The 22,249-nt window shown below is 63.5% G+C and carries 20 protein-coding genes; 11 read left to right on the top strand and 9 right to left on the bottom strand.

What is annotated here, in order from left to right; translation table 11 throughout:
* Positions 1-368 precede the first annotated feature (368 nt).
* The 7 genes from VVT58_RS04510 (at position 369) to VVT58_RS04540 (ending at position 8,269) form a co-directional block, all read left to right on the top strand.
* A complete protein-coding gene (locus VVT58_RS04510) occupies positions 369-2,021 on the top strand; it encodes an electron transfer flavoprotein-ubiquinone oxidoreductase (RefSeq protein WP_327754739.1) in 1,653 nt (550 codons plus the stop codon).
* 19 nt (positions 2,022-2,040) lie between these two features.
* A complete protein-coding gene (locus VVT58_RS04515; RefSeq protein ID WP_327754810.1) occupies positions 2,041-3,663 on the top strand; it encodes a tetratricopeptide repeat protein in 1,623 nt (540 codons plus the stop codon).
* A complete protein-coding gene (locus tag VVT58_RS04520) occupies positions 3,650-4,549 on the top strand; it encodes a 4-(cytidine 5'-diphospho)-2-C-methyl-D-erythritol kinase (protein ID WP_327754740.1) in 900 nt (299 codons plus the stop codon). Before VVT58_RS04515 ends, VVT58_RS04520 begins: the two co-directional genes overlap by 14 nt.
* The gene (locus VVT58_RS04525; RefSeq protein ID WP_327754741.1) at positions 4,546-5,262 is read left to right on the top strand and encodes an N-formylglutamate amidohydrolase; all 717 of its coding nucleotides are present in this window, start codon (positions 4,546-4,548) and stop codon (positions 5,260-5,262) included. Before VVT58_RS04520 ends, VVT58_RS04525 begins: the two co-directional genes overlap by 4 nt.
* A 61-nt stretch (positions 5,263-5,323) precedes the next feature.
* On the top strand, positions 5,324-5,662 hold the full coding sequence (locus VVT58_RS04530; RefSeq protein ID WP_352000023.1) for a hypothetical protein: 339 nt from the start codon (positions 5,324-5,326) through the stop codon (positions 5,660-5,662).
* Positions 5,652-7,046, top strand: a complete 1,395-nt coding sequence (locus tag VVT58_RS04535) for an NAD(P)H-hydrate dehydratase (protein WP_327754811.1) — start codon at positions 5,652-5,654, stop codon at positions 7,044-7,046. The genes VVT58_RS04530 and VVT58_RS04535 overlap by 11 nt, the downstream gene beginning before the upstream one ends.
* A gap of 14 nt (positions 7,047-7,060) precedes the next feature.
* Positions 7,061-8,269 carry a class I SAM-dependent RNA methyltransferase gene (locus tag VVT58_RS04540; protein ID WP_327754743.1) on the top strand — a complete coding sequence of 403 codons (1,209 nt, stop codon included), beginning with the start codon at positions 7,061-7,063 and terminating at the stop codon, positions 8,267-8,269.
* 70 nt (positions 8,270-8,339) lie between these two features.
* Here the strand turns inward: VVT58_RS04540 and VVT58_RS04545 are convergent, their stop codons facing one another.
* The 7 genes from VVT58_RS04545 to VVT58_RS04575 form a co-directional block, all read right to left on the bottom strand.
* Positions 8,340-9,533 (bottom strand): type III PLP-dependent enzyme, encoded by a 1,194-nt coding sequence (locus VVT58_RS04545; RefSeq protein ID WP_327754744.1) that lies wholly within the window; start codon positions 9,531-9,533, stop codon positions 8,340-8,342.
* A 147-nt stretch (positions 9,534-9,680) separates the two neighbouring features.
* Entirely contained in the window at positions 9,681-10,868 is a 1,188-nt protein-coding gene (locus VVT58_RS04550; RefSeq protein WP_327754745.1) for a carboxynorspermidine decarboxylase, read from the bottom strand.
* A gap of 108 nt (positions 10,869-10,976) precedes the next feature.
* Positions 10,977-12,194: a saccharopine dehydrogenase family protein gene (locus VVT58_RS04555; protein ID WP_327754746.1), complete on the bottom strand. Its 1,218-nt coding sequence runs from the start codon at positions 12,192-12,194 to the stop codon at positions 10,977-10,979.
* Between the two features lie 84 nt (positions 12,195-12,278).
* The gene (locus tag VVT58_RS04560; protein ID WP_327754747.1) at positions 12,279-12,629 is read right to left on the bottom strand and encodes a GFA family protein; all 351 of its coding nucleotides are present in this window, start codon (positions 12,627-12,629) and stop codon (positions 12,279-12,281) included.
* An 87-nt stretch (positions 12,630-12,716) separates the two neighbouring features.
* Complete coding sequence (locus VVT58_RS04565) at positions 12,717-13,304, bottom strand: hypothetical protein (RefSeq protein WP_327754748.1); 588 nt, start codon at positions 13,302-13,304, stop codon at positions 12,717-12,719.
* A 52-nt stretch (positions 13,305-13,356) separates the two neighbouring features.
* Complete coding sequence (locus tag VVT58_RS04570; RefSeq protein WP_327754749.1) at positions 13,357-14,940, bottom strand: cisplatin damage response ATP-dependent DNA ligase; 1,584 nt, start codon at positions 14,938-14,940, stop codon at positions 13,357-13,359.
* Positions 14,940-15,932 carry a ligase-associated DNA damage response exonuclease gene (locus VVT58_RS04575; RefSeq protein ID WP_327754750.1) on the bottom strand — a complete coding sequence of 331 codons (993 nt, stop codon included), beginning with the start codon at positions 15,930-15,932 and terminating at the stop codon, positions 14,940-14,942. The genes VVT58_RS04570 and VVT58_RS04575 overlap by 1 nt, the downstream gene beginning before the upstream one ends.
* Before the next feature lie 133 nt (positions 15,933-16,065).
* On the opposite strand from VVT58_RS04575, the gene VVT58_RS04580 reads away from it, so the two are divergent.
* Both VVT58_RS04580 and VVT58_RS04585 read left to right on the top strand, forming a co-directional pair.
* Positions 16,066-17,283 (top strand): DUF3419 family protein, encoded by a 1,218-nt coding sequence (locus VVT58_RS04580; RefSeq protein WP_327754751.1) that lies wholly within the window; start codon positions 16,066-16,068, stop codon positions 17,281-17,283.
* On the top strand, positions 17,283-17,930 hold the full coding sequence (locus VVT58_RS04585) for a class I SAM-dependent methyltransferase (RefSeq protein WP_327754752.1): 648 nt from the start codon (positions 17,283-17,285) through the stop codon (positions 17,928-17,930). Before VVT58_RS04580 ends, VVT58_RS04585 begins: the two co-directional genes overlap by 1 nt.
* A 129-nt stretch (positions 17,931-18,059) precedes the next feature.
* Here VVT58_RS04585 and hemA read toward each other — a convergent pair whose 3' ends face one another.
* Positions 18,060-19,280: a 5-aminolevulinate synthase gene (gene hemA / locus VVT58_RS04590; protein WP_327754753.1), complete on the bottom strand. Its 1,221-nt coding sequence runs from the start codon at positions 19,278-19,280 to the stop codon at positions 18,060-18,062.
* Positions 19,281-19,432: 152 nt separating this feature from the next.
* Complete coding sequence (murI, locus tag VVT58_RS04595) at positions 19,433-20,236, bottom strand: glutamate racemase (protein WP_327754812.1); 804 nt, start codon at positions 20,234-20,236, stop codon at positions 19,433-19,435.
* Positions 20,237-20,457: 221 nt separating this feature from the next.
* Between murI and plsY the strand changes: the two genes are divergently transcribed.
* Positions 20,458-21,075, top strand: coding sequence for a glycerol-3-phosphate 1-O-acyltransferase PlsY (gene plsY / locus VVT58_RS04600; protein WP_327754754.1), 618 nt, complete (start codon positions 20,458-20,460; stop codon positions 21,073-21,075).
* Positions 21,072-22,154 (top strand): DNA-processing protein DprA, encoded by a 1,083-nt coding sequence (dprA, locus tag VVT58_RS04605; RefSeq protein ID WP_327754755.1) that lies wholly within the window; start codon positions 21,072-21,074, stop codon positions 22,152-22,154. Before plsY ends, dprA begins: the two co-directional genes overlap by 4 nt.
* Positions 22,155-22,249 lie beyond the last annotated feature (95 nt).

Raw genomic sequence — 22,249 nt, forward strand, 5'->3', positions numbered from 1 at the left:
TCGCCGTTCCGGCTGCGTCGCATCCTCGGCAAGCCAGGTCAGGAACGTCTCGAAATTATGGGGCTTGGCTTGCGCGGGAATGTCGCCGGGGACGGAAACCGGCGTCCGAGTGGGCGCCTGAGCTGGGCGCAACCAATCGACCGGCTCCTCACCGACCGCGCAATCCACGCCGGCCAGATTCCACCACGCCATATAGGCATTGGCGGCCTCCGCCAAATTTTCCCGCAATATTCCCCGCATTGATTGTCTTGGGCCAGAGGTTGACGCCGTGGTCAAGTTTCTTCATCGCGCTGAGTGTCAAAACGTTTGGGTAGTGCGGCGACCGGATTGGGGAGGAAAACCGACGGCGCCCGCAAAATGGAGGGACTATGAGCGAACGGGATTCGATGCCCTATGACATCGTCATCGTCGGCGGTGGCCCGGCTGGGCTGTCATCGGCTATCCGGTTGAAGCAGCTTGCGAACGAAGCCGGGCAGGAATTGTCGGTTTGCGTGCTGGAAAAGGGTTCGGAAATCGGCGCGCATATCCTGTCGGGCGCGGTCGTCGATCCGAAGGCCTTGGACGAGCTGTTCCCGCAATGGCGGGACATGGGCTGTCCGATGGCGGAAGTGCCGGTGACGGACAACCAGCACTGGTTCCTGACCAAGGGCGGCAAGATGAGCATGCCGCACATCATGACGCCGGGCTGGATGCACAATAAGGGCACCTATACCGGATCGCTGGGCAATCTCTGCCGCTGGCTGGCCGAGCAGGCAGAGGGGCTGGGCGTCGAGATTTTTCCTGGCTTTGCGGCGGCGGAAATCCTCTACAATGAGGATGGATCGGTGAAGGGCGTCGCGACCGGCGACATGGGCATCGACCGCGAAGGCAATCGCAAGCCCGATTATCAGCCGGGGCTGGAACTGCACGCCAAATATACCTTCTTCGCGGAGGGTGCGCGCGGGCACCTGACCAAGATCCTGAAGCGCCAGTTCGCGCTGGATGCCGACAGCGAGCCGCAGGTCTACGGCATCGGCATGAAGGAATTGTGGGATATCGATCCCGCCAAGCACAAGCCGGGTCTGGTGATTCACACCCAGGGCTGGCCGCTGACCGATGCCTATGGCGGCGGTTTCCTCTACCATCAGGCCAATGGGCAGGTGGCTTTGGGCTTCGTGGTCGGCCTCGGCTACCGCAACCCCTATCTCTATCCGTTCGAGGAATTCCAGCGCTGGAAACAGCATCCGGAAATCCGCAAATATCTGGAGGGCGGCCGCCGCGTCTCCTATGGCGCGCGCGCCATCAACGAGGGCGGCTGGCAGTCGATCCCGAAGCTGGTCTTCCCCGGCGGCGCGTTGATCGGCTGTTCGGCGGGCTTCGTGAACGTGCCGCGCATCAAGGGCACGCATACGGCGATGAAGTCCGGCATGCTGGCGGCCGAAGCGGCGTTCGAGGCGATTCAGAACGAGCGCGCCCGCGACGTGCTGCATGATTATGAGGATCGTCTGCGGTCGAGCTGGATCGCGAGCGAGCTGCAACTGGTCAAGAATGCCGAACCGCTGCTGTCGAAATTCGGCAACACCATCGGCACTGTGCTCGCGGGCATCGACATGTGGATGCGCACGCTCAAGATCGGCTTGCCTTTCACGATGAAGCACAAGCCCGATTGCGAGAAGCTGTGGCGCAAGGAAGTCAGCAAAAAGATCGACTATCCCAAGCCCGACGGCGTGATCAGCTTCGATCGCTTGTCCTCGGTGTTCTTGTCGAACACCAATCATGAGGAAGACCAGCCGGTCCATTTGCAACTGAAAGACCCGTCGATCCCGATTTCCTACAACCTGCCCCTTTATGACGAGCCGGCGCAACGCTATTGTCCGGCGGGCGTCTATGAAGTGGTCGGGCTGGACGAGGGCAATCCCCGCTTCCAGATCAACGCGCAGAACTGCGTCCACTGCAAGACGTGCGACATCAAGGATCCGACCCAGAACATCAACTGGGTCGTGCCCGAAGGCGGTGGAGGGCCGAACTATCCCAATATGTAGGCGTCTATTTGCTGCGATGATGCTGGTGCTGCCCGCTGCGGCGGGCGCATCGGTGGACCCTGGCAGCGCATTGCATGCCTATATGCGGGGGCGCCTGGCCGATGGCGATGGTGCTCCCGGACTTGCGCTGAATAGCTATCGGGAAGCGCTGGCGGGCGATCCCGCCAGCCTGGAGGTTGCCCGGCGTTCCTATTTTCAGGCGGTGATCAGCGGCGACATGGCTCTGGCGCTGCGCTCCGCAACAGTGCTGGAAAGCGATGGCCTGTTGCCGCGTGACGGCACCTTGCTCCAGATCGCCGGGGCGCTGAACCGGAAGGATTGGCCGGGCGCTCGCCTGCTTGTCGACCGGATGGTGGCGGAGGGCAATTTCGCCTTTCTGGCGCCGATCACCCGTAGCTGGATTTCGGTGGGCGAGGGGCGATATGCGCCGCCCGTCATCGATCCCGCCGATCGCTTCGCATCCCTAGCGAGACGCTATCTGGACGAGCATCTGGCGTTTCAGGCCTTGCGCAACGGCGATCTCCCAAGCGCGCAGTCCGCGATAAACCGCGCTCTTGCCTTGCGGACCGGGGAGATGGACGCGCTGCGGCTGATCTTCGCGGGGCAATTGGCCGCACGGGGAGCGAAGGCCGAAGCATTGGCGCTTCTGCCTGAAAAGGAAGCCAATTTCGCGCAGGCCAGGGCGGATGTCGCCAGTGGCAAAGCGCTTTCGCTCCATGGCAAAGCGCTGACGGCGGGACAAGGTTTCGCCCGTCTGCTTACCCGGTTGGCGTCCGATATTTCGTCGGACGGCAGTACGGGAACGCTGGGCATCCGGCTTGCGCGCATCGCCGCCTTTGTCGATCCTGATGGTCCCGCCGCCCATATCGTCGCCGCGGACTTGCTGAGCCGGGCCGGCCATGCGGCCTATGCGATCGAGGAGGCGCGCATGGTTCCCGCCCCCGGCTGGTACGGGGCGTTGGCGCAGGCCGAACTGGTAGAAGCGCTGGCGGCGGCGGGCAAGCGGGCGGAGGCGATCGGCCTTGCCCGCGCTCTGGCCGCCGTGCCGGACGCGGAGCCGGAACGCCATGTAAGGCTGGGCCAGTTACTGGCGCAGGAGAAGGATTTTGAGGGCGCCGCCTCAGCTTTCCGCACGGCGCAGGCCGGCTACCCGGCCGATGCCGTCCCTTGGGCGCTGCTATTGTTCGAAGGCAGCGCGCTGGAACAGGGCGCGCATTGGAACGAAGCGCGGGCAGTGCTGGAACGGGCGGCGAGGCTGGCGCCCAATGAACCCACGGTGCTGAACTATCTGGGCTATGCGCAGATCGAGCGGCGGCAGAATATGGATGCGGCGGTGGAATTGCTGAAGAAGGCGAGCGCCTTGAAGCCGCAGGACTCGTCGATCACGGATTCCCTGGGCTGGGCGCAGTTCGTGACGGGCGACATCGATGCCGCCGTGCCGATGCTGGAACGGGCGGCGGCGGGTGCGCCAGCGGACGCGACCATCAACGAACATCTGGGCGATGCGCTCTGGGCGGCGGGACGGCGATACGAGGCCCGCTATGCCTGGCGCGCGGCGGCGGTTTTTGCGGAGGGAGAGACGGCGCAGCGTCTGGCCGCCAAGACCAGAGAGGGGATGAAGCCCGAATATGCCGCACGTTGACGCGGAAGCGCCTGCTGCCTGCCCGGCGGATGCGGGCGAACTGGTCGAAACCGCTTTTGCCAAGATCAATCTGGCGCTGCACGTCCGGCATAAGCGGGCGGACGGCTATCATGCGCTCGAAAGCCTGTTCGTCTTTACCGAATTGGGGGACAGGCTGTCGGGCCGTATCCGGGCTGACGGCATGATCGGGCTGGATATTGACGGCCCCTTTGGTCATTCCTTGGACGCGGACCCCGACAATCTGGTGATAAGGGCGGCACGCGCATTGCAAGCTCATTTGGGGGAGGGCTTTGGCGCCGATCTCAGGTTGAGCAAGATTTTGCCGGTCGCATCGGGCATTGGCGGCGGTTCCGCCGACGCCGCGGCTACCCTTCGATTGCTCAGGCGGCTCTGGAATGCGCCGGTGGCTGGTGAGACGCTGGAACGGATTGCGCTGACGCTCGGTTCGGACGTTCCCGCTTGCGTCAGCAGCGTTTCGCAGATGGTGCGAGGACGGGGGGAAGTGTTGCAGCAGCAGGCGCTCGCGGGGCTTTCCGCTATGCCGATCTTGCTGGTCAATCCGGGCGTCGCCGTTTCCACCGCGCAGGTTTTTAGCGGCTGGGATCGGGTGGATCGCGGCCCATTGGAGGCAACCGATCTGGAGCAATTGATTGCCGCTGGACGGAACGATCTGGAGGCTCCAGCCATGGCAGCGGCTCCGGTCATTGCGGATGTGCTGGCGGCATTGAGAGCGTGCGATGGAGTGCGCCTCGCCCGCATGTCGGGGTCAGGCGCGACCTGCTTCGCGCTGTTCGAGACGGATCGTCACAGGGCTGCGGCAGCGGAGAGGCTTCGCGCCGATCATGGCGCATGGTGGGTCGCGGAAACGAGGATCAGGACGGCATGAACGAGGCGTATACCGAGGTCGACGGCGGTGATCTGAACATCCTGATCATTGCCGACCATGCTTCCGCCCATGTGCCGGACGATGTCGACCTGGGGATCGATGCCGCATTGCTGAACGATCATATCGCCGTCGACATCGGCGTGGCGGAGGTCAGCGCCCTGCTGGCCGAAGAATTGCGCTGCAAGGCCGTGCTGGGCGGCGTTTCCCGCCTTGTGATCGACCTCAACCGGGAGGATGACGCGCCGGGCCTGCTTCCGGTCATGAGCGACGGCCATGTCATTCCGGGCAACCGCCATGCCGACCTGGCGGAGCGGATGATCCGTTTCCATCATCCCTATCATCATCATGTCGCATGGCTGCTCGACGGCATGTCGTCTCCGTTCCTCCTGTCCGTCCACAGCTTCACGCCCCGGCTGGCCAGCGATCCCGATCAGAAGCGCCCCTGGGATATCGGCGTCCTTTATAACCAGGACGACAGGGCGGCGCGGATCGCCATCCCTTTGCTGGCGGCGGCGGGACTCAAGGTGGGGGACCAACTGCCCTATTCGGGCAAGGTGCTGAACGCCACAATGAACCGCCATGCGGAGGCAAATGGCATCCCCTATCTGGGTATAGAGATGCGGCAGGATCTGGTCAGCGATGGAGAAGGGCAAAGGCATTTTGCCGGAATATTGGCTCCCGTCGTGCTGGAATGCCGCAGCCGACTTGCCTGAACGGCGGCACAGCGGGATGATCAGAGCCATGCATCTACACCGGGCCTTGAAGGGGAGCTTGTTGTTGTGTTTAGCGCTGGCCGGATGCGGCCGTCCTTCAGGCTCTGGGGGTCTGGCCGACGAGGGCCATGAAATGATCCCTTGCGCGATCGGCGCAGATGCCGCCTGGAAGGACGATTGCCCGGTCGAACACGATCATGATCTTCTGACCATCCGCCATGCCGATGGCGGCTTTCGTCGCTTTCTGATCGTGCATGACGGACGCGGCGTCGTGCCCGCCGATGGAGCGGAAAACGCCGCTATCCTCATTGCGGGCAAGGGCGAGATTGAATTGCGCGCCGGGCAGGATCGCTACCGCCTGCCTGCGCAGTTCGCTGGAGGAAGAAATGATGCGGAATGATGCGATCCTGACAGCGGCGCAGATGAAAGAGGCTGAACAGGCGGTCATCGCCGCTGGTGTCCCGGAATATGCACTGATGGAGAGGGCAGGCGCCGCCGCGGCGGAGATCATCTGGCGAGCGGGTGGAAAGCGCGATCTGCTGGTCCTGTGCGGTCCGGGCAATAATGGCGGTGACGGCTTCGTGATCGCGCGGCTGCTGCGGGCGCGGGGCGTGCCGGTTCGCGTCGCGGCCCTGGGCGAAAGCCGCACGGACTCCGGTCTCAAGGCGCGTGCGGCCTGGGGAGCGCCTGTCGAGTCCCTTGCCGACGCCGCGCCTGCGACGCAGGTTGTGGACGCGCTGTTCGGTACGGGCCTGTCGCGTGGATTGGACGCGGAGCCAGCCGTAAAATTGCGCACGCTCACGGAACGGGCAAGTTTCAGCTATGCCGTGGATCTGCCGAGCGGGGTCCAGACGGATACGGGTGAATTGCTCTCCGACGTGCCGGTATTGGGGGTCTGCATTGCCTTGGGCGCGCTCAAGCCGGCCCATATGCTGCAACCGGCGGCAGGCTGCTGGCAGCGGCTGGTCTGCGCCGATATCGGCATCGATGTGTCCGGCGCGCAAATACACCGGCTTTCGCCACCGCAATTGCATCAGCCGGGATCCTTCGCGCACAAATATAGCCGAGGGCTGGTGGCTGTGGTCGGCGGCGAAATGGGCGGAGCGGGCCTGCTCGCCAGCCAGGCAGCCGCTCGCGCAGGGGCAGGCATGGTCCGTCACATCGTTCAGGACAGGGATCATGGAGGACCGGGCGCTCTCGTCACCCAGCGCGCCGACAATGCTGCCGATGTCGCGAGATCGCTAAACGATCCCAGGATCAAGGCAGTTCTGGTCGGACCGGGGCTAGGGCGCGACAGCAGCGCTTTGGACAGGCTGCGACCGGCGCTGGCTGCCAGGCATCCGCTTGTCCTCGATGCCGATGCATTGTTCCTGCTGGCGGAGGAAGGGCTGGACGCCATTCCGCCCGGCTCGATCCTGACGCCCCATGAGGGCGAATTCGCTCGGCTGTTCGGAGATTTGCCGGGCAGCAAGATAGACCGGGCTCTGGAGGCGGCAAAGCGCTCCCGCGCGATCCTGATCTACAAGGGAAGCGACAGCATCATTGCCGCACCCGATGGGCGCGCCGTTCTGTCTTCGGTCAGTTCCTCCTGGCTTTCCACGGCGGGAACCGGGGATGTTCTGGCAGGTCTGGTTGCCGGGCGGCTCGCCGTCACGGGCGATGGGTTCCTGGCGGCATGCGAAGCGCTATGGCTGCATGGGGAGGCGGCACGGCGGGCTGGCGCGGCTTTCATTGCGGATGATTTGCTTGTGGAGCTGCCAGCGGCTATCGCCTGCCGCCTGTAACCAAGACTAAGAACGTGACCCAGCTCGACACTGACATCATCGTCCGCATCGCCGCCAAAGGGGACGGCGTGACCGCCAATGGCCGCCATGTTCCGCTGACCGCGCCGGGCGACCGGATCGCGGCTGACGGCAGCATTTTGCGGGGGCCGCATCATGTCGACCCGCCATGCGTGCACTTTCCGATCTGCGGCGGGTGCGAACTTCAGCATATCGACGATGCGAGCTATGCCGATTTCGTGACAGCCCGCGTCGCTGGAGCCCTGGCCGGGCAGGGCGTGGAGCCCGGCACGCTCCTGCGGCCGCATATCTCGCCTCCAAAGGCCCGGCGCCGTGCTTCTCTCCGGGCCAGTAGGCAGGGGCGGAAAGTCGTCATCGGCTTTGCGGAATCGGGCAGTCATATGCTGGTCGACCTGACGATGTGCGAAATACTCGATCCCGCGCTGTTCGCTCTGCTGGCGCCGCTCAGGACGTTGTGCGGGATCATCCTGCCGGACAAGCGCGCCGCGCATGTCCGCATGTCGCTGACCGATCAGGGTGTTGACCTGCTGCTGGAAGGGGTGCGGATCGAAGGTCTGGCCGCCGATGAAGCGCTGCTGGCTTTCGCGCAGATGCATGCGCTGGCCCGGCTGACCATCGATGAGGGGGATGGTCCGCAGACCCGGTGGGAGCCGGAACCCGTCACGGTCAACTTTGGCGGCGTGCCGGTCGCTTTCCCACCCTTCGCCTTTCTCCAGGCAACGCGGGACGGCGAAGCCGCGCTGGTCCATGATGCGCAGCAAGCCATGCCGTCAGAGGGCGCCATTGCCGATCTTTTCTGCGGGCTTGGCACATTCGCGCTGGCTCTGGGCCAGAGCCGGCCGGTCTACGCGGCGGAAGCGGCCCGTGATCTCATCCTCTCACTGAAATCAGCGGCGAACAGGGCGCAGCGGCGGATGGTGGCGGATCATCGGGATTTGTTCAGGCGGCCGCTGACGCCCGCGGAAATCAATCGTTTCGCGGGGATCGTCATCGATCCGCCTCGTGCCGGGGCGAGGGAACAAGTGATGCAGCTTGCTGCATCGAATGCGCCGGTCATCGCCTATATTTCCTGCAATCCGGCCAGCTTTGCGCGTGATGCGGTGCATCTGATCGCCGGAGGATACAGGTTGGAGAGCGTGCGCCCGGTCGGGCAGTTCCGCTGGTCGACCCATGTGGAACTGGTCGGGATTTTCCGGCGCGGATAGGATTAGTCCCTCGCCGCGGGGGAGTGCGGCGAGGGACCTTGCATCCTCTCCTAAGGGGAGGCCTGAGCCTCTACCCCAGTTTGATGACAGTTGCGCGACGGCGGGCCGGGACGGCGTCGACATAGAGGCTGGCCATGGGCTCATCCTCGACCTCGATAACCGCTTCGGACGTGAAGCCGTTGAAACCGGTGCGCATCGCCGCGCCATAGGCGCCGAGCATTCCGATCTCGATATAGTCACCCGCCTGCACATCTTCCGGCAGCATGAAGGGGCCGACCATATGGTCCATATCGTCGCAGGTCGGGCCGTAGAAGGAGAAGCCGGTCAGTTCCGCCTCGCTCTCTTCCTCACGCAGCAGGGCAACAGGGAAGCGCCAGCCGATATGCGCCGCGTCGAACAGCGCGCCATAGGCGCCGTCGTTGATGTAGAGTTCGGTGCCGCGACGGCGCTCGACCCGCACGACGACCGAGCTATACTCCGCCGATAAAGCGCGGCCGGGTTCGCACCACAGTTCCGACGAATAGCTGACCGGGAGGCTTTCGAAGCCGCGATGGATCGCGTCGAAATAAGCCTCCAGCGCGGGCGGTTCCATGCCGGGATAAACTGACGGGAAGCCGCCGCCGACATCGATGATGTCGACCGTGACGGCCGCGTCCACGATCGCGGCGCGGACGCGCTCGATGGCGTCGCTATAGGCTTGCGGGGACATGGCCTGGCTGCCGACGTGGAAGCAGATGCCCAGCGCATCGGCCGCCTGACGTGTGGCCATCAGCAGTTCGCGGGTTTCGCCCAGCTCCGCGCCGAATTTGGACGCGAGGCTGAGTTCCGAATGTTCGGACGAAACGCGCAGGCGCACGCACAGCTCAAGGTCGGTCGCATCGTCTGTGGCGCGCAGTATCTTTTCCAGCTCGTCCATCGTGTCGAGCGAAAAGGTGCGCACGCCATGGACAAGGTAAGCCTCTGCAATTGCTTCCTCGGCCTTGACCGGGTGCATGAAGCAGAGTTTCGCCTGACCCTCCAGTGTCTCCGCGACGAGGCGCACTTCCGCGATCGAGGCCACGTCGAAATGCGTGATCCCGCAAGCGAACAGCGTACGGATCAGATCGGGAGACGGATTCGCCTTGACCGCATAGAGCGAGCGCCCCGGAAACTTCTCCGCGAAGAATCGGGCGGCCCGGGCTGCTGCCTGGGGACGAATAAGCGTTACCGGTGCTGCCGGTTTGAGGGTGGTCGCTACCCCCAGCGCGCTATGATGCTTGTGCAACTCAAGGGACCTCCAGTGTAGTCGTTGGCAAAAAGCTGCCTTGCGGTGGAAGTCCCATGGGGCAGCGGACGGCCGATATATGCTGAGGGGTCCCCCCTGTAAAGCGCATGCGTAAATTTTGTTGCGCGGGCGGCTATGAAATGTGCGTCAGGAGAGACGGGACTTAAAGTCCTCGTAGGAAAACTGGCGGATTTGCTTGAGTTCGTCGGTTTCCGAGTTCCAGAGCCAGATGGATGGCAAGGGCACGCCGTTGAATGTATTGGTCTTTACCATCGAATAATGCGCCTGATCGAGGAAGGCGATGCGGCGCCCCGGAGTCGCGCCGCCGGGGACTCGATAGTCACCGATAATGTCTCCGGCGAGGCAGGAGGGGCCACCGAGTCGGGTGGGCTGGCCTTCCGTTTCCTCGTGCAGCATGGCGGGGCGGTAGGGCGCTTCGATGACATCGGGCATGTGGCATGTGGCGGAGATGTCGGTGATCGCCACCGGCATACCGTTGTCGATCACGTCGAGTATTTCTCCGACCAGGATGCCTGCGTCGAGGGCCATGGCTTCGCCCGGCTCGATATAGAGTTCCAGGCTCGTTGCCGCCTTGATGCGATGCAGAAAGGCTATCAGGTCGTCGATCTGATAGTCGGAGCGGGTGACGTGGTGGCCGCCGCCGAAGTTCAGCCATTTGAGGCCGCCGACATGGGGCATGACGCGGGATTCGATTGCGGCCCAGGTACGCTCCAGCGGCAGGAAATCCTGTTCGCAGAGATTGTGGACGTGGAGGCCGTCGACGCCCTCCAGATGCTCGGCGCGGAGTTGGTCGATGGGAAAACCCAGGCGGCTGTGCGGCTGCGAGGGGTCATATTTGGGCACTTCGCCCTCGGCATGGAGGGGGTTGATGCGCAGGCCGATGTCGAAGTTCACACCGTTCTTTCGCGCATCGTCGATGACGGGCTTCAGGCGGGCGATCTGGCCGGGGCTGTTGAAGATGACATGGTCGGAGATTTTGAGGATTTCGGCCAGGTCTTCGGGCTTGTAGGCGGCGCAGTAGGTTGCGACCTCCTTGTCTCCATGGGGGCCGACATATTCCTCGCGGCCGAGGCGGGCTTCGTAGATGCCGGAGGCGCAGACGCCGTCGAGATATTCCGCGACGACGCCGCCAAGCGACCACATGGAGAAGGCCTTGAGCGCGCCCAGCACCTTGATGCCTGCGCGGTCGCGGATGTCGCGCAGGACGCTGAGGTTGCGGCGCACCGCGGCCTCATCCACCACGAAGGCGGGCGAGGGGACGCGGCTCAGGTCGAAATGGGCGAAGGCGGCGGGATCGCCGGCTTTGGTTTCCATGGGGTATACTCCGTCATGCCAGCGGAAGCTGGCATCTCAGGCGATAGGGTACAACTTAGAGGCGCGAGACCCCAGCCTTCGCTGGGGTGACGATCCCTTGCGGGACCGTCAAAAATCCAGCGGCGCGGCCAGTTCCTTGACCTGCCAGGGCAGACCGTGCTTGTTCAGCATGTCCATGAAGGGATCGGGATCGAACTGCTCGATGTTGAACACGCCTTCACCCTTCCACGCGCCGGTCAGCATCATCGCCGCGCCGATCATCGCCGGGACGCCGGTGGTGTAGCTGACCGCCTGATTGCCGGTCTCGGCATAGGCGTCCTCATGGTCGCAGACATTGTAGACATAGACGGTCTTTTGCTGGCCGTCCTTATGGCCGGTCGCGATGTCGCCAATGTTGGTCTTGCCCTTGGTGGTCGAGCCCAGGCTCGACGGTTCGGGCAGCACGGCCTTGAGGAACTGGAGCGGGATGATTTCCTGCCCGTTGTAGATCACCGGATCGATGCGGGTCATGCCGACATTCTGGAGCACTTCGAGATGCTTCAGATACGCATCGCCAAAGGTCATCCAGAAACGAATACGCTTGATTTCCGGGTAGAATTTGGCGAGCGATTCCAGTTCCTCATGATACATGAGGTACATGTTCTTCTGCCCCACAGACTCGAAGTCGAACACCTGCTTGTGCTTCAGGGCCGGGCCTTCGACCCACTTGCCGCCTTCCCAGTGGCGCGAGGGGGCGGTGACTTCGCGGATGTTGATTTCCGGGTTGAAGTTGGTGGCGAAATGCTGGCCATGGTCGCCGCCATTGCAGTCGAGAATGTCGAGCGTGTCGATCCGGTCGAGCAGATGCTTCTTGATGTAGCTGGCAAACACGCTGGTGACGCCGGGGTCGAAGCCCGAACCCAGCAGCGCCATGATGCCGGCTTCCTTGAAGCGCTCCTGATAGGCCCATTGCCAGCTATATTCGAACTTGGCGGTGTCGCGGGGCTCGTAATTGGCGGTGTCGAGATAGTCGGTCTTGGTCGCGAGGCAGGCGTCCATGATCGCCAGGTCCTGATAGGGCAGGGCCAGGTTCACGACCAGTTTGGGCTGGACCTTCTCGATCAGGGCGATGGTTTCTTCGACATTGTCGGCGTCGACCTGCGCCACGTCGATGGTGACGCCGGTGCGCGCCTTGACCGATTCGGCCACTTTCTCGCAGCTCACGATGCGGCGGCTGGCGAGCGTGATATGGCTGAAAATGTCACTGTTTGTCAGGCTCACTTGGGCCATCTTGTGAACCGCGACAGACCCGACGCCGCCCGCGCCAATGACCAGAACCTTGCTCAATTCAACTGCTCCATATCTCAAGCCGCGCCTGACGCGCGAAAGCGCCCATATAGGGGCTGTGCGTGACAGCGCAAAGTCAGACTGTCAGAAGCTGGCGCCGTCGACTTTCTTGATGTTGAGCGCGTCGAGATCGACGGAGGGCACGCAGCGCAGGTTGATAGCCTGCATGGTTGAGCCGTCCGGTCCTTTGCCCTGCGCGAAAGCTTGGCAACCGCAGACGGTGCAGAATTGATGCGTGATCTTGTGCTTGTAGAATTGATAGTCGGTCAGTCTGTCTGCGCCGCTGTCGAGGGTGAACTGGTCGGCGGGCACGAAGGTCAGCAGGAAGCCCTTGCGGCGGCAATGGGAGCAGTTGCAGCTCATCGCTTCGGTCGGCGCGTCGGCGGCTACGGTGAAGGTGACGGCGCCGCAGTGGCAGCTTCCGGTGTAGGGCATGATGGCTCTCCTTTTGCACAACGAATTCATGTCTGGACAAAGTCGGACGAACCGGTCGTCTGAATATGACAAAACTCTCCGTAATGCTCAGTAGAGGCCGAAATTTTCGCGAACCTCATACATCCGTGCACTCATAAAGTCTTGGGATAACCGAGCAAACACGCGAGGATGCTTACTGCCAATCGGTGATTGAAGGTGTTCCAGTGGAACGGGATATTTAATGTTCCGGTTGATAACTGGTTTAACTTCAAGGTCTTCTGGTTTAGAAGTAACAATGGCAGGTTTGTTTCCCTGGGTAGCGCGCATCCAAATTCGGTCGCTCGTTATGCGTCCTTGTACCTTTATTGGTATTTTGCTGCCATTTCCTTTAATTTGAATACCGCCGGTAATCGTCGCAATATCTTCTAGTCCATGCTCATCGGCATGCCTTGCATGTTCCATGTATTGAAGCATGGGGTCGTCGCGTCGCACCTTCAATAATTTGCCGTGCCAAGCCGATGAGGGGCCGCGCGCGAGAGCATGACGCATTCTGATGAACCAACGTTGGTGCTCTATGAGGAACTCGGACCATAGATGCCAAGCATCAGCAGCGAATATCGCTTTCTCCAAGGCATCGGCCTTCTGCGCGCAAATTCTCAAACTTCCTTCGGCGCGACTAAATTGACGTTGATCCATGCTGAAAGGGTATTCCGTTCTGAATTGAGAAGGAAGTCAGCTTTTTAACGGGCTAGCTCACCAACCGCCGCAACCCTGCCACCGTATCCGCCTCATGCGCAGGCTTGTCGCGGCGAATGCGCGCAATCCGGGGAAAGCGCATGGCAAGGCCGGACTTATGCCGCTTGCTTTCGTGGATGCTGTCGAAAGCGACCTCCAGTACCAGCGACTTTTCCACCTCGCGCACCGGGCCGAAGCGGTTGATCGTATTTCCCCGCACGAAACGGTCCAGCCATTTCAGTTCCTCGTCGGTGAAGCCGCTATAGGCCTTTCCCACTGGCAGCAGTTCGCCTTCATCCGTCCAGCAACCAAAGGTGTAGTCCGAATAGAAGGATGAGCGTTTGCCGTGGCCGCGCTGGGCGTACATCATCACGCAGTCGGCGGTCAGCGGATCGCGTTTCCATTTATACCAGAGCGCCGCCTTGCGCCCCGCGACATAGGGGCTGTCGCGGCGCTTGAGCATCACGCCTTCGATGGCGGCATCGCGGGCGCCTGCGCGGAGGTCGGCCAGCGTTTCAAAGTCGGATGCTTCGATGAGAGCGGAAATGTCGAAGCGCTGTGGATCAAGCTGGGGCACCGTGGTTTCAAGGCGCATGCGGCGTTGCTCCCAGGGGAGCGCGCGCAGGTCTTCGTCGGCGTCGAGCAATATGTCGTAGAGGCGGACGAAGGCGGGATAGTCGTCCATCATCTTCGCCGTCACCGCCTTGCGGCCAAGGCGTTGCTGGAGGGCGTTGAAGCTGGCGGCTCCTCCTCCCTGGAATTCGCCTTTGACGAGCAGTTCGCCGTCCAGGACCGCATGGTGGCGGAAGGTCTGCGCTATGTCGGGGAAGCTGCCGGTGATGTCGTCTCCGGCGCGGCTGTAGAGGCGGGTCTCGCTGGGCGTGCCGACGATCTGGATGCGGATGCCGTCCCATTTCCACTCGGCGGCATAGTGGTTGAGGTCGACGCTTTCCGCTTCCAAAGGGTGGGCGAGCATGAAGGGGCGGAAGAAGGGCGTGCCTGCCGGGTCGGGGCGCTCGGCCTTGCCCTCTGCCCAGGCGAAGAGAGGAGTGTAGGGCGGGGTGAGGGCGTGCCAGCATTCCTCCACATCGTCGACATCGAGGCCGAAGGCTTGGGCGAAGCCGGTCTTGGCGAGGCGGGCGGAGATGCCGACGCGCAGGCCGCCGGTGGCGAGCTTGAGCAGCGCGAAGCGGCCCGACGCATCGAGATGATCCATCATCCGGGCCAGGGTATCGGGGGCGGCGGCTCGGCTGGTGGCATGGAGGCGGTCGACCATGGCCGACAGGGTGAGGGAGCCGTCATCTATTTCCGGCGACTGATCCGCGGGTTTCGGCCAGAGGAGGGATACGGTTTCGGCCAGGTCTCCGACATAGTCACGGCTCATTTCGAACAGGACCGGATCGACACGGGCGCGGGTCATTTCGGCTATGGTGGAGGCCTTGACGGCTTTCAGGTCGAGATTGCCGGTCAAGGCGGCGAGCGCCCAGCCACGGTCGGGATCAGGCGCTTGCGCCATGTAGCTGGCGATAAGGTCCAGCTTGCCGTTGCGGGAACGTGTGTAGACCAGGCCGTCCAGCAGTTGGGAGAAGGCGCGCATTACCCCTCATCCTCATCTTCGCGGCCTACCAATGCCAGGGCTCGCGCCCGCATCTGGTGGGTCATGCACCAGTGGAGCAATGCTTCCTCCCGCCCATGGGTGATCCAGGTTTCCGATGGGGCGACTTCGCGGATGGTGTCGGTCAGCTCGTCCCAGTCGGCATGGTCGGAGATGACCAGCGGCAGTTCGACATTGCGCTGACGGGCGCGCTGGCGGATGCGCATCCAGCCTGAAGCCATGGCGGTGATCGGATCGGGCAGGCGGCGGCTCCAGCGGTCGTTGAGCGCTGACGGCGGCGAGACGACGATGCGGCCGCGCATCTCCTTGGCGGGAAGGCCGGTGGCGGAGCGGAGATCGCCCAAGTCGACGCCGAATTGTTGGTAGAGCGCGCACATCCTCTCCAGCGCGCCATGGATGTGGATGGGATCGTGATGCCCTCTCGCCCGCAATTCGCAGATGAGGCGTTGGGCCTTGCCAAGGGCATAGGCGCCGACGAGGACGCAGCGATCGGGATTGGCATGGAGGGCGGCGAGGAGGCGGTCGACTTCGCTGCCTGTGTCGGGATGGCGGAAGACCGGCAGGCCGAAGGTCGCTTCGGTGACGAAGATGTCGCAGGGGACGGGTTCGAAAGCTTTGCAGGTGGGGTCGGGGCGGCGCTTGTAATCGCCGGTCACGACGACGCGTTCGCCCGCGTGGCTGAGGACGATCTGGGCGGAGCCAAGGACATGGCCGGCGGGGACGTAGCTGATCGTGACGCCGTTCATGCGGATTTCCTCGCCATAGGGAACCGCCGTGCCGCAAGCCGTGCCGTAGCGCAGGGCCATGATGGCGAGGGTTTCTTCCGTGGCCCAGACATGGCCGTGGCCACCCCTGGCATGGTCGGCATGGCCGTGGGTGACGAGGGCGCGCTCCTGCGGGACCGACGGATCGATCCAGGCATTGGCGGGGCGGACATAGATGCCGGTGGGGTGCGGTTCGATCCAGTGAGGCATTGCTAGCAAAGAAGGTGGATGGCGCGGGTTGGTTCCGCAAGGTGCTTCACATTGCCGTAACCTCATTGTCACGCGGGCGACATGCCGCCGCCCTATGCGCCCGGACGACCCCGGCAGCGAGGAGGCACGGTTTATGGCATCTAGGGCTCATCGGAATGTTACCCGCGCGGTGCATCGGCATCGGCATCTTTCCAGGCAGGGATTGCTGGAGCGCGCCTTTACCTTCGCGTTCCGGGGGCTGGTTTATGCCCAGATCTGGGAAGATCCGGAGGTCGATATGGAGGCGTTGGCGATCGCGCCGGACAGCCATGTCGTCACCATCGCTTCGGGCGGGTGCAATGTGCTGAGCTATCTGACCGCCGATCCGGCGAAGATCACGGCGGTGGACCTCAATACCGCGCATATCGCGCTCAATCGGCTGAAGCTGGCGGCGGCGCGGGCCTTGCCGGATTATGAGGCGTTTCATCGCTTCTTCGCCAAGGCGGACTGCAAGGAGAATGTGGCGGCCTACCGGACCTTCGTGGCGCCGCATCTGGACGATGCGACGCGGCGCTATTGGGAAGGCCGCGATTTTATCGGGCGGCGGCGCATCGGGGGGTTTGCGCGGGGGATCTACAAGCATGGGCTGCTGGGGCGCTTTATCGGCGCTGCGCATCTGCTGGCGCGGTTGCATGGCGTCAATCCGCGCCGGATGCTGGACGCCCGGAGCCGGGAAGAGCAGCGCGCCATTTTCGAGGCTGAACTGGCGCCCGTGTTCGACAGTGCCTTCATGCGCTGGCTGACGAGCCAGCCGGCTTCGCTCTTCGGCCTGGGCATTCCGCCGGCGCAATATGAGGCGCTGGCGGGCGACGACCGGATGGACAGCGTGCTGAAGGCGCGGCTGGAGAAGCTGGCCTGCGATTTCGACCTCAAGGACAATTATTTCGCCGTGCAGGCCTTTGGGCGTGGCTATGACGGGGGCGAGGGGCCGTTGCCGCCCTATTTGCAGGCGGCCAACCATCAGGCAGTGGTCGAGCGCGCCGGGCGGGTGGATGTCCGGCATGTGAATTTCACTGATTTTCTGGCGTCGCAAGAGGCTGGATCGGCGGATCGCTACATATTGCTCGATGCGCAGGACTGGATGGACGATGCGCAGTTGAACGCGCTCTGGGCGCAGATCACGCGGACGGCGCGGTCGGGGGCGAGAGTGCTGTTCCGGACGGCGGGCGAGCCGAGCATCCTGCCCGGACGAGTGGACGATGCGGTGCTCTCGCGCTGGGATTATCGGGCGGAGGAGTCGCTCGATTACACGGCGCGGGACCGATCGGCCATTTATGGCGGCGTGCATCTTTATGTGCTGAAGGACGCGTGATGGGCAGCGGGCATGGCGGGCTGATGGACAGCGTCTATCGGCATCAGCGGCATATTTACGACTTGTCGCGGAAATTCTACCTGCTGGGACGGGATGGGCTGATTGCCGATCTTGCCCCGCCGCGGGGCGGGGCGGTGTTGGAAATCGGCTGCGGGACCGGGCGGAATTTGATCGCCGTGGGCAAGGCCTGGCCGGAGGCGCGGCTTTACGGCGTCGACATCAGCGAGGCGATGCTGGAGACGGCGCGCAAGGCCGTGGCGAAGGCGGGCATGGCCGATCGGGTCGTGCTGGCGCAGGGAGACGCCTGTGCGTTCGATGCGGCGGCGCTGTTCGGGCGGACGGATTTCGAGCGGGTGTTCATCAGCTACGCGCTGTCGATGATCCCGGATTGGGAAGGCGCTTTAAGGCAGGCGGTGGGCTGTGTGGCGCATGGCGGCAAGCTGGAGGTCGTGGATTTCGGTCAGCAGGACGATCTGCCCGCCTTTTGGAAGCAGGCGCTATTTGGCTGGCTGGCGCGTTTTCATGTGTCGCCGCGAGCGGAACTCAAGCAGGCGATCGGAAGATTGGCGGCCGATATGGGCGGCTTTCCGCATAGCCGGAGCTTGTATCGCGGCTATGCGGTCAGGGGTGGGCTGATCCGGGTGTGAGTTCGGGTTGTTTTCTGGTCAGTTGCGGCCGTTAAGCGATACGTGCTCCTGCGCAGGCAGGAGCACGGTGTACTTTAAGGAAAGCAGAAGGTACGCTTTCCACCCTCAACGATATTTGCAAAGGCGTCGTCAGGCTGCCTTCTTGAGTTCCAGTTCCAGCCGGTCCCAGATTTCCACCAGCGCCTTGACCAGATCGCCCATCATCTCTTCGGTGTGCGCCGGTCCCGGCGTGAAGCGCAGACGCTCCGTACCGCGCGGGACCGTGGGATAATTGATCGGCTGCACATAGGCGCCATATTCCGCGAGCAGGATGTCGCTGATCCGCTTGGCCTTGACCGGATCGCCCACCATCAGCGGGACGATGTGCGTCACCGACGGCATGACTGGCAAGCCAGCTTCGGCCATCAGGCGCTTGAGCGTCGCGGCGGACGCCTGCTGCCCTTCACGCTCCTCGCTCGATTGCTTGAGGTGGCGGACGCTCGCCAGCACGCCTGCGACCAGCACCGGCGATAGCGAGGTCGTGAAGATGAAGCCCGGCGCATAGCTGCGGATCACATCGACGATCATCTGGTCGGCCGCGATATAACCACCCATGACACCGAACGCCTTGCCCAGCGTGCCCTCGATAATGGTCACGCGATCGGCGACTTCATCCCGTTCGGAAATGCCGCCGCCACGGGCGCCGTACATGCCGACAGCATGGACTTCGTCCAGATAGGTGAGCGCGTTATATTCGTCCGCCAGATCGCAGATTTCCGCGATGGGGGCGATGTCGCCATCCATCGAATAGACGCTTTCGAAGGCGATCAGCTTGGGCACTTCGGGATCTTCGGCGGCGAGCAGTTCGCGCAGATGCTCTACGTCATTGTGACGGAAGACGCGCTTTTCGCAGCCCGAATTGCGGATGCCCGCGATCATCGAAGCATGGTTCAGCTCGTCCGAGAAGATGATGCAGCCGGGCAGGATCTTGGCGAGGGTCGAAAGGGTCGCTTCGTTCGAGACATAGCCCGAGGTGAAGAGCAGCGCGGCTTCCTTGCCGTGCAGATCGGCCAGCTCGGCTTCCAGATCGACATGATAATGGGTGTTGCCGCCGATATTGCGGGTGCCGCCGGAACCTGCGCCGACATCATGCAGCGCCTCTTCCATGGCGGCGACGACCTTGGGATGCTGACCCATGGCGAGATAGTCGTTGGAGCACCAGACGGTGATCGGCTTCGGGCCATTATGACCGTGGAAGCAGCGGGCGTTGGGAAAAGCGCCCTTGTTGCGCAGGATGTCGATGAACACCCGATAGCGACCTTCGCTATGGAGCCGGTCGATCGCCTGCGTGAAGATGTGCTTGTAGTTCACTTAAGCCCTGTCCCTATTCCCGCATCCCCTCTTTAAGGGGGGCATTTACCTGCTGTGGTGGCCTATTACCAGTGATAACCGCTCGCAGCCTTAGGGAGAATTACCTATCACGCTGATAGAATGGCTTGCGATTGGACCAAAGGTCCACCCCTTCAAAGACAATCGATCTGCTGCAAACCATAGCCCCGAAGAGCAGGGCGAAGCGGTTCGATGCTCTCGTCCAGTCGCGTGAAGACGGCCGTTCCGGGGGGCGGAGCGGCGGGCCATTCCTGTCCCTGGGTGAGATAAGCGATGCGGCGCGCAATTCCTTCGCCGCCGTGCACGAATCGAAGCGGGCGGGGGGAGGCGGCAGCCAGTTCATCCTCCACCAGCGGGAAATGCGTGCAGGCAAGGACCACTATGTCCATCCGGTCGCCGCCGGGCTGGTCGAACAGGCCGGCAAGGGCGTCCCTGGCGATGGCGGGGTCCAGCGGTTCGCCGCGCAGTTTCGTTTCGGCCAGTTGCACGAGAGCCGCCGAACCATGACGCAGGACGGTGCAATCCGAACCGAATTCGGCGGCAAGGCGGTCCACATAGGGTTGGCGGACGGTTGCATCCGTGCCGAGGACGCCGAACACCCGGCTTTGCGAGAGCAGGGCGGCAGGCTTGATCGCAGGGACGGTGCCGACGACCGGTATGTCCAGCGCCGCCCTCACAGCGGAAAGGGCGATGGTGGATGCGGTGTTGCAGGCGATGACCGCAAGGCGCGGGCGATAGCGTTCCACCAGGCGGCCAAGCAGCGCGGGCACGCGCGCGGCGATCTCCGCCTCGCTCTTGGTGCCATAGGGGAAGCCCGCGCTGTCCGCCGCATAGACGATCGGCGCATGGGGCAGCGCGGCCCGCGTGGGCGCGAGAATGGAAAGTCCGCCGACGCCGGAATCGAAGAACAGCAGGGGAGCATGGGGTGCGACTGTCATTGTGACCGACATGTTGCGGCGTCCGGCGCCGGTGTCAACGGGTCGCCGGACCTGCCCATGCGTTCGGATCGGTCATGCCCTCTTCCAGCAAGCGCATTGCTGTCCGCGCCTGAACATGATCCGGCGTAAATCAGGGAGATGCCTGTTCCGATGGGGCGCTTTGGGCATTGCCCGGTGCGCCGGGAACGCTATGGTCGCGCCGCAACTATTACGGCGAGATCATGACTCCTCCCTGGCTAATTCCCGCGTTCGTCCTGCTGATCGGTTATCTGCTGGGATCCATCCCCTTTGGGCTGTTGCTGACGCGCTTCACCGGGGCGGGCGACCTGCGCAAGATCGGGTCGGGCAATATCGGCGCGACCAATGTCCTGCGGACCGGGCGCAAGGGGCTGGCGGCGGCGACCCTGCTGCTCGATCTGCTGAAGGGCGCGGCCGCCGTGCTGATCGGCGCGGCGCTGGTCGAGGGGGGCGGGCCGATGGCAGGCGCCATGGCCTTTATGGGGCATTGCTATCCGGTCTGGCTGCGCTTTGCGGGCGGCAAGGGCGTGGCGACCATGATGGGCGTGGTGACGGCGCTTTACTGGCCTGCCGGGATTATCTTCGCGATCGTCTGGCTGGGAGCGCTGTTCGGGACCAAAAGGTCGTCCGTGGGCGGCATGTCGGCGGCGGTGAGCGCGCCGGTCGCCATGTGGTGCTTCGGACGGTTCGATTTGCTGCCGGTTGCATTGGCGCTGGCATTGATCGTGCTGTGGCGGCACCGGGAGAATATCGCGCGGCTTGCAAAGGGAACCGAGCCCAAGGTCGGCGCTTCGAAGAAGAACGCAGTAGTCGAGGAATGAGCGAGCAGGAGCGGTTCAACCGCCTGCGCCTGATCCGTTCGCCGCGCATCGGGCCTGTGACATTCCGCCAGTTGATGGCGCGCTTCGGAACAGCGGGGGAGGCTTTGCAGGCTCTGCCCGATCTGGCGGCGCGTGGCGGCGGCAAGGCAAGCATCATCGATGCGAAGGCCGTCGAGCAGGAGATTGCGCGCAGCCGGGCCGTGGGTGGGCGTTATCTGATCATGGGGGATGCCGACTATCCCTATCTGCTGGACGTGATGGAGGGCGCTCCGCCTGCGCTGATCGTGCGGGGCGATGTCTCGCTGGCGGCGCGGGAATGCGTGGCGATGGTGGGAGCGCGCAACGCATCCGCGGCGGCCTGCCGCTTTGCGCGGATGCTGGCGCAGGATCTGGGGCAGCGCGGGGCGGTCGTGGTGTCGGGACTGGCGCGCGGGATCGATACGGCCGCGCATCAGGGTGCGTTGGAGAGCGGCACCATAGCCGTCATCGCCTGCGGCATCGACATCGCCTTTCCTCCCGAAAATGCCGAATTGCAGGAGCAACTGGCGAGCGAAGGCCTGGTCGTGACCGAACATCCGCCGGGCACCCAGCCTCTGGCACGGCAATTTCCGGCGCGGAACAGGATCATCGCCGGGCTGGCCAAGGGGACCGTCGTTGTCGAAGCCGCGCCCAAGTCCGGTTCCCTGATCACGGCGCGTCTGGCTGGCGAGGCGGGGCGGGAGGTGATGGCGGTGCCCGGTTCACCGCTCGGTCCGCGTGCGCAGGGCTGCAACCAGTTGATCCGCGAGGGCGCGGTGCTGGTCCAGAATGCCGCCGATGTGATCGAGGCGATCGGCGTGATCGATTCCCGCATGGTGCGTCAGGCCGGAGCGGATTTTGCGGGCGAACCGCCATCCTGCGATGTGGCCGAGCGGGAGCGGGCGGCGGTCATTTCCCTGCTGGGGTCTGCCCCTGTGCCGGTGGATGAGCTGATCCGACTGTCGGGCCTTGGCCCCGCACTGGTGCAGACCGTGCTGCTGGAACTGGAACTCGCGGCCCGGCTGGAGCGGCATGCGGGCGGAAAGGTCAGCATTTCATGATCCTGCGCACTGGCGCCGGGGATGAACTCGGCCTACATCGCTGGCGCTTGACGCGGGGCGCCAACAGCTTTCAGACTCGCGCGTGTACGTGAGAG

This window comes from Sphingobium sp. SJ10-10, from assembly GCF_036038995.2.
In the GTDB taxonomy this organism is placed as follows: Bacteria; Pseudomonadota; Alphaproteobacteria; order Sphingomonadales; family Sphingomonadaceae; genus Sphingobium.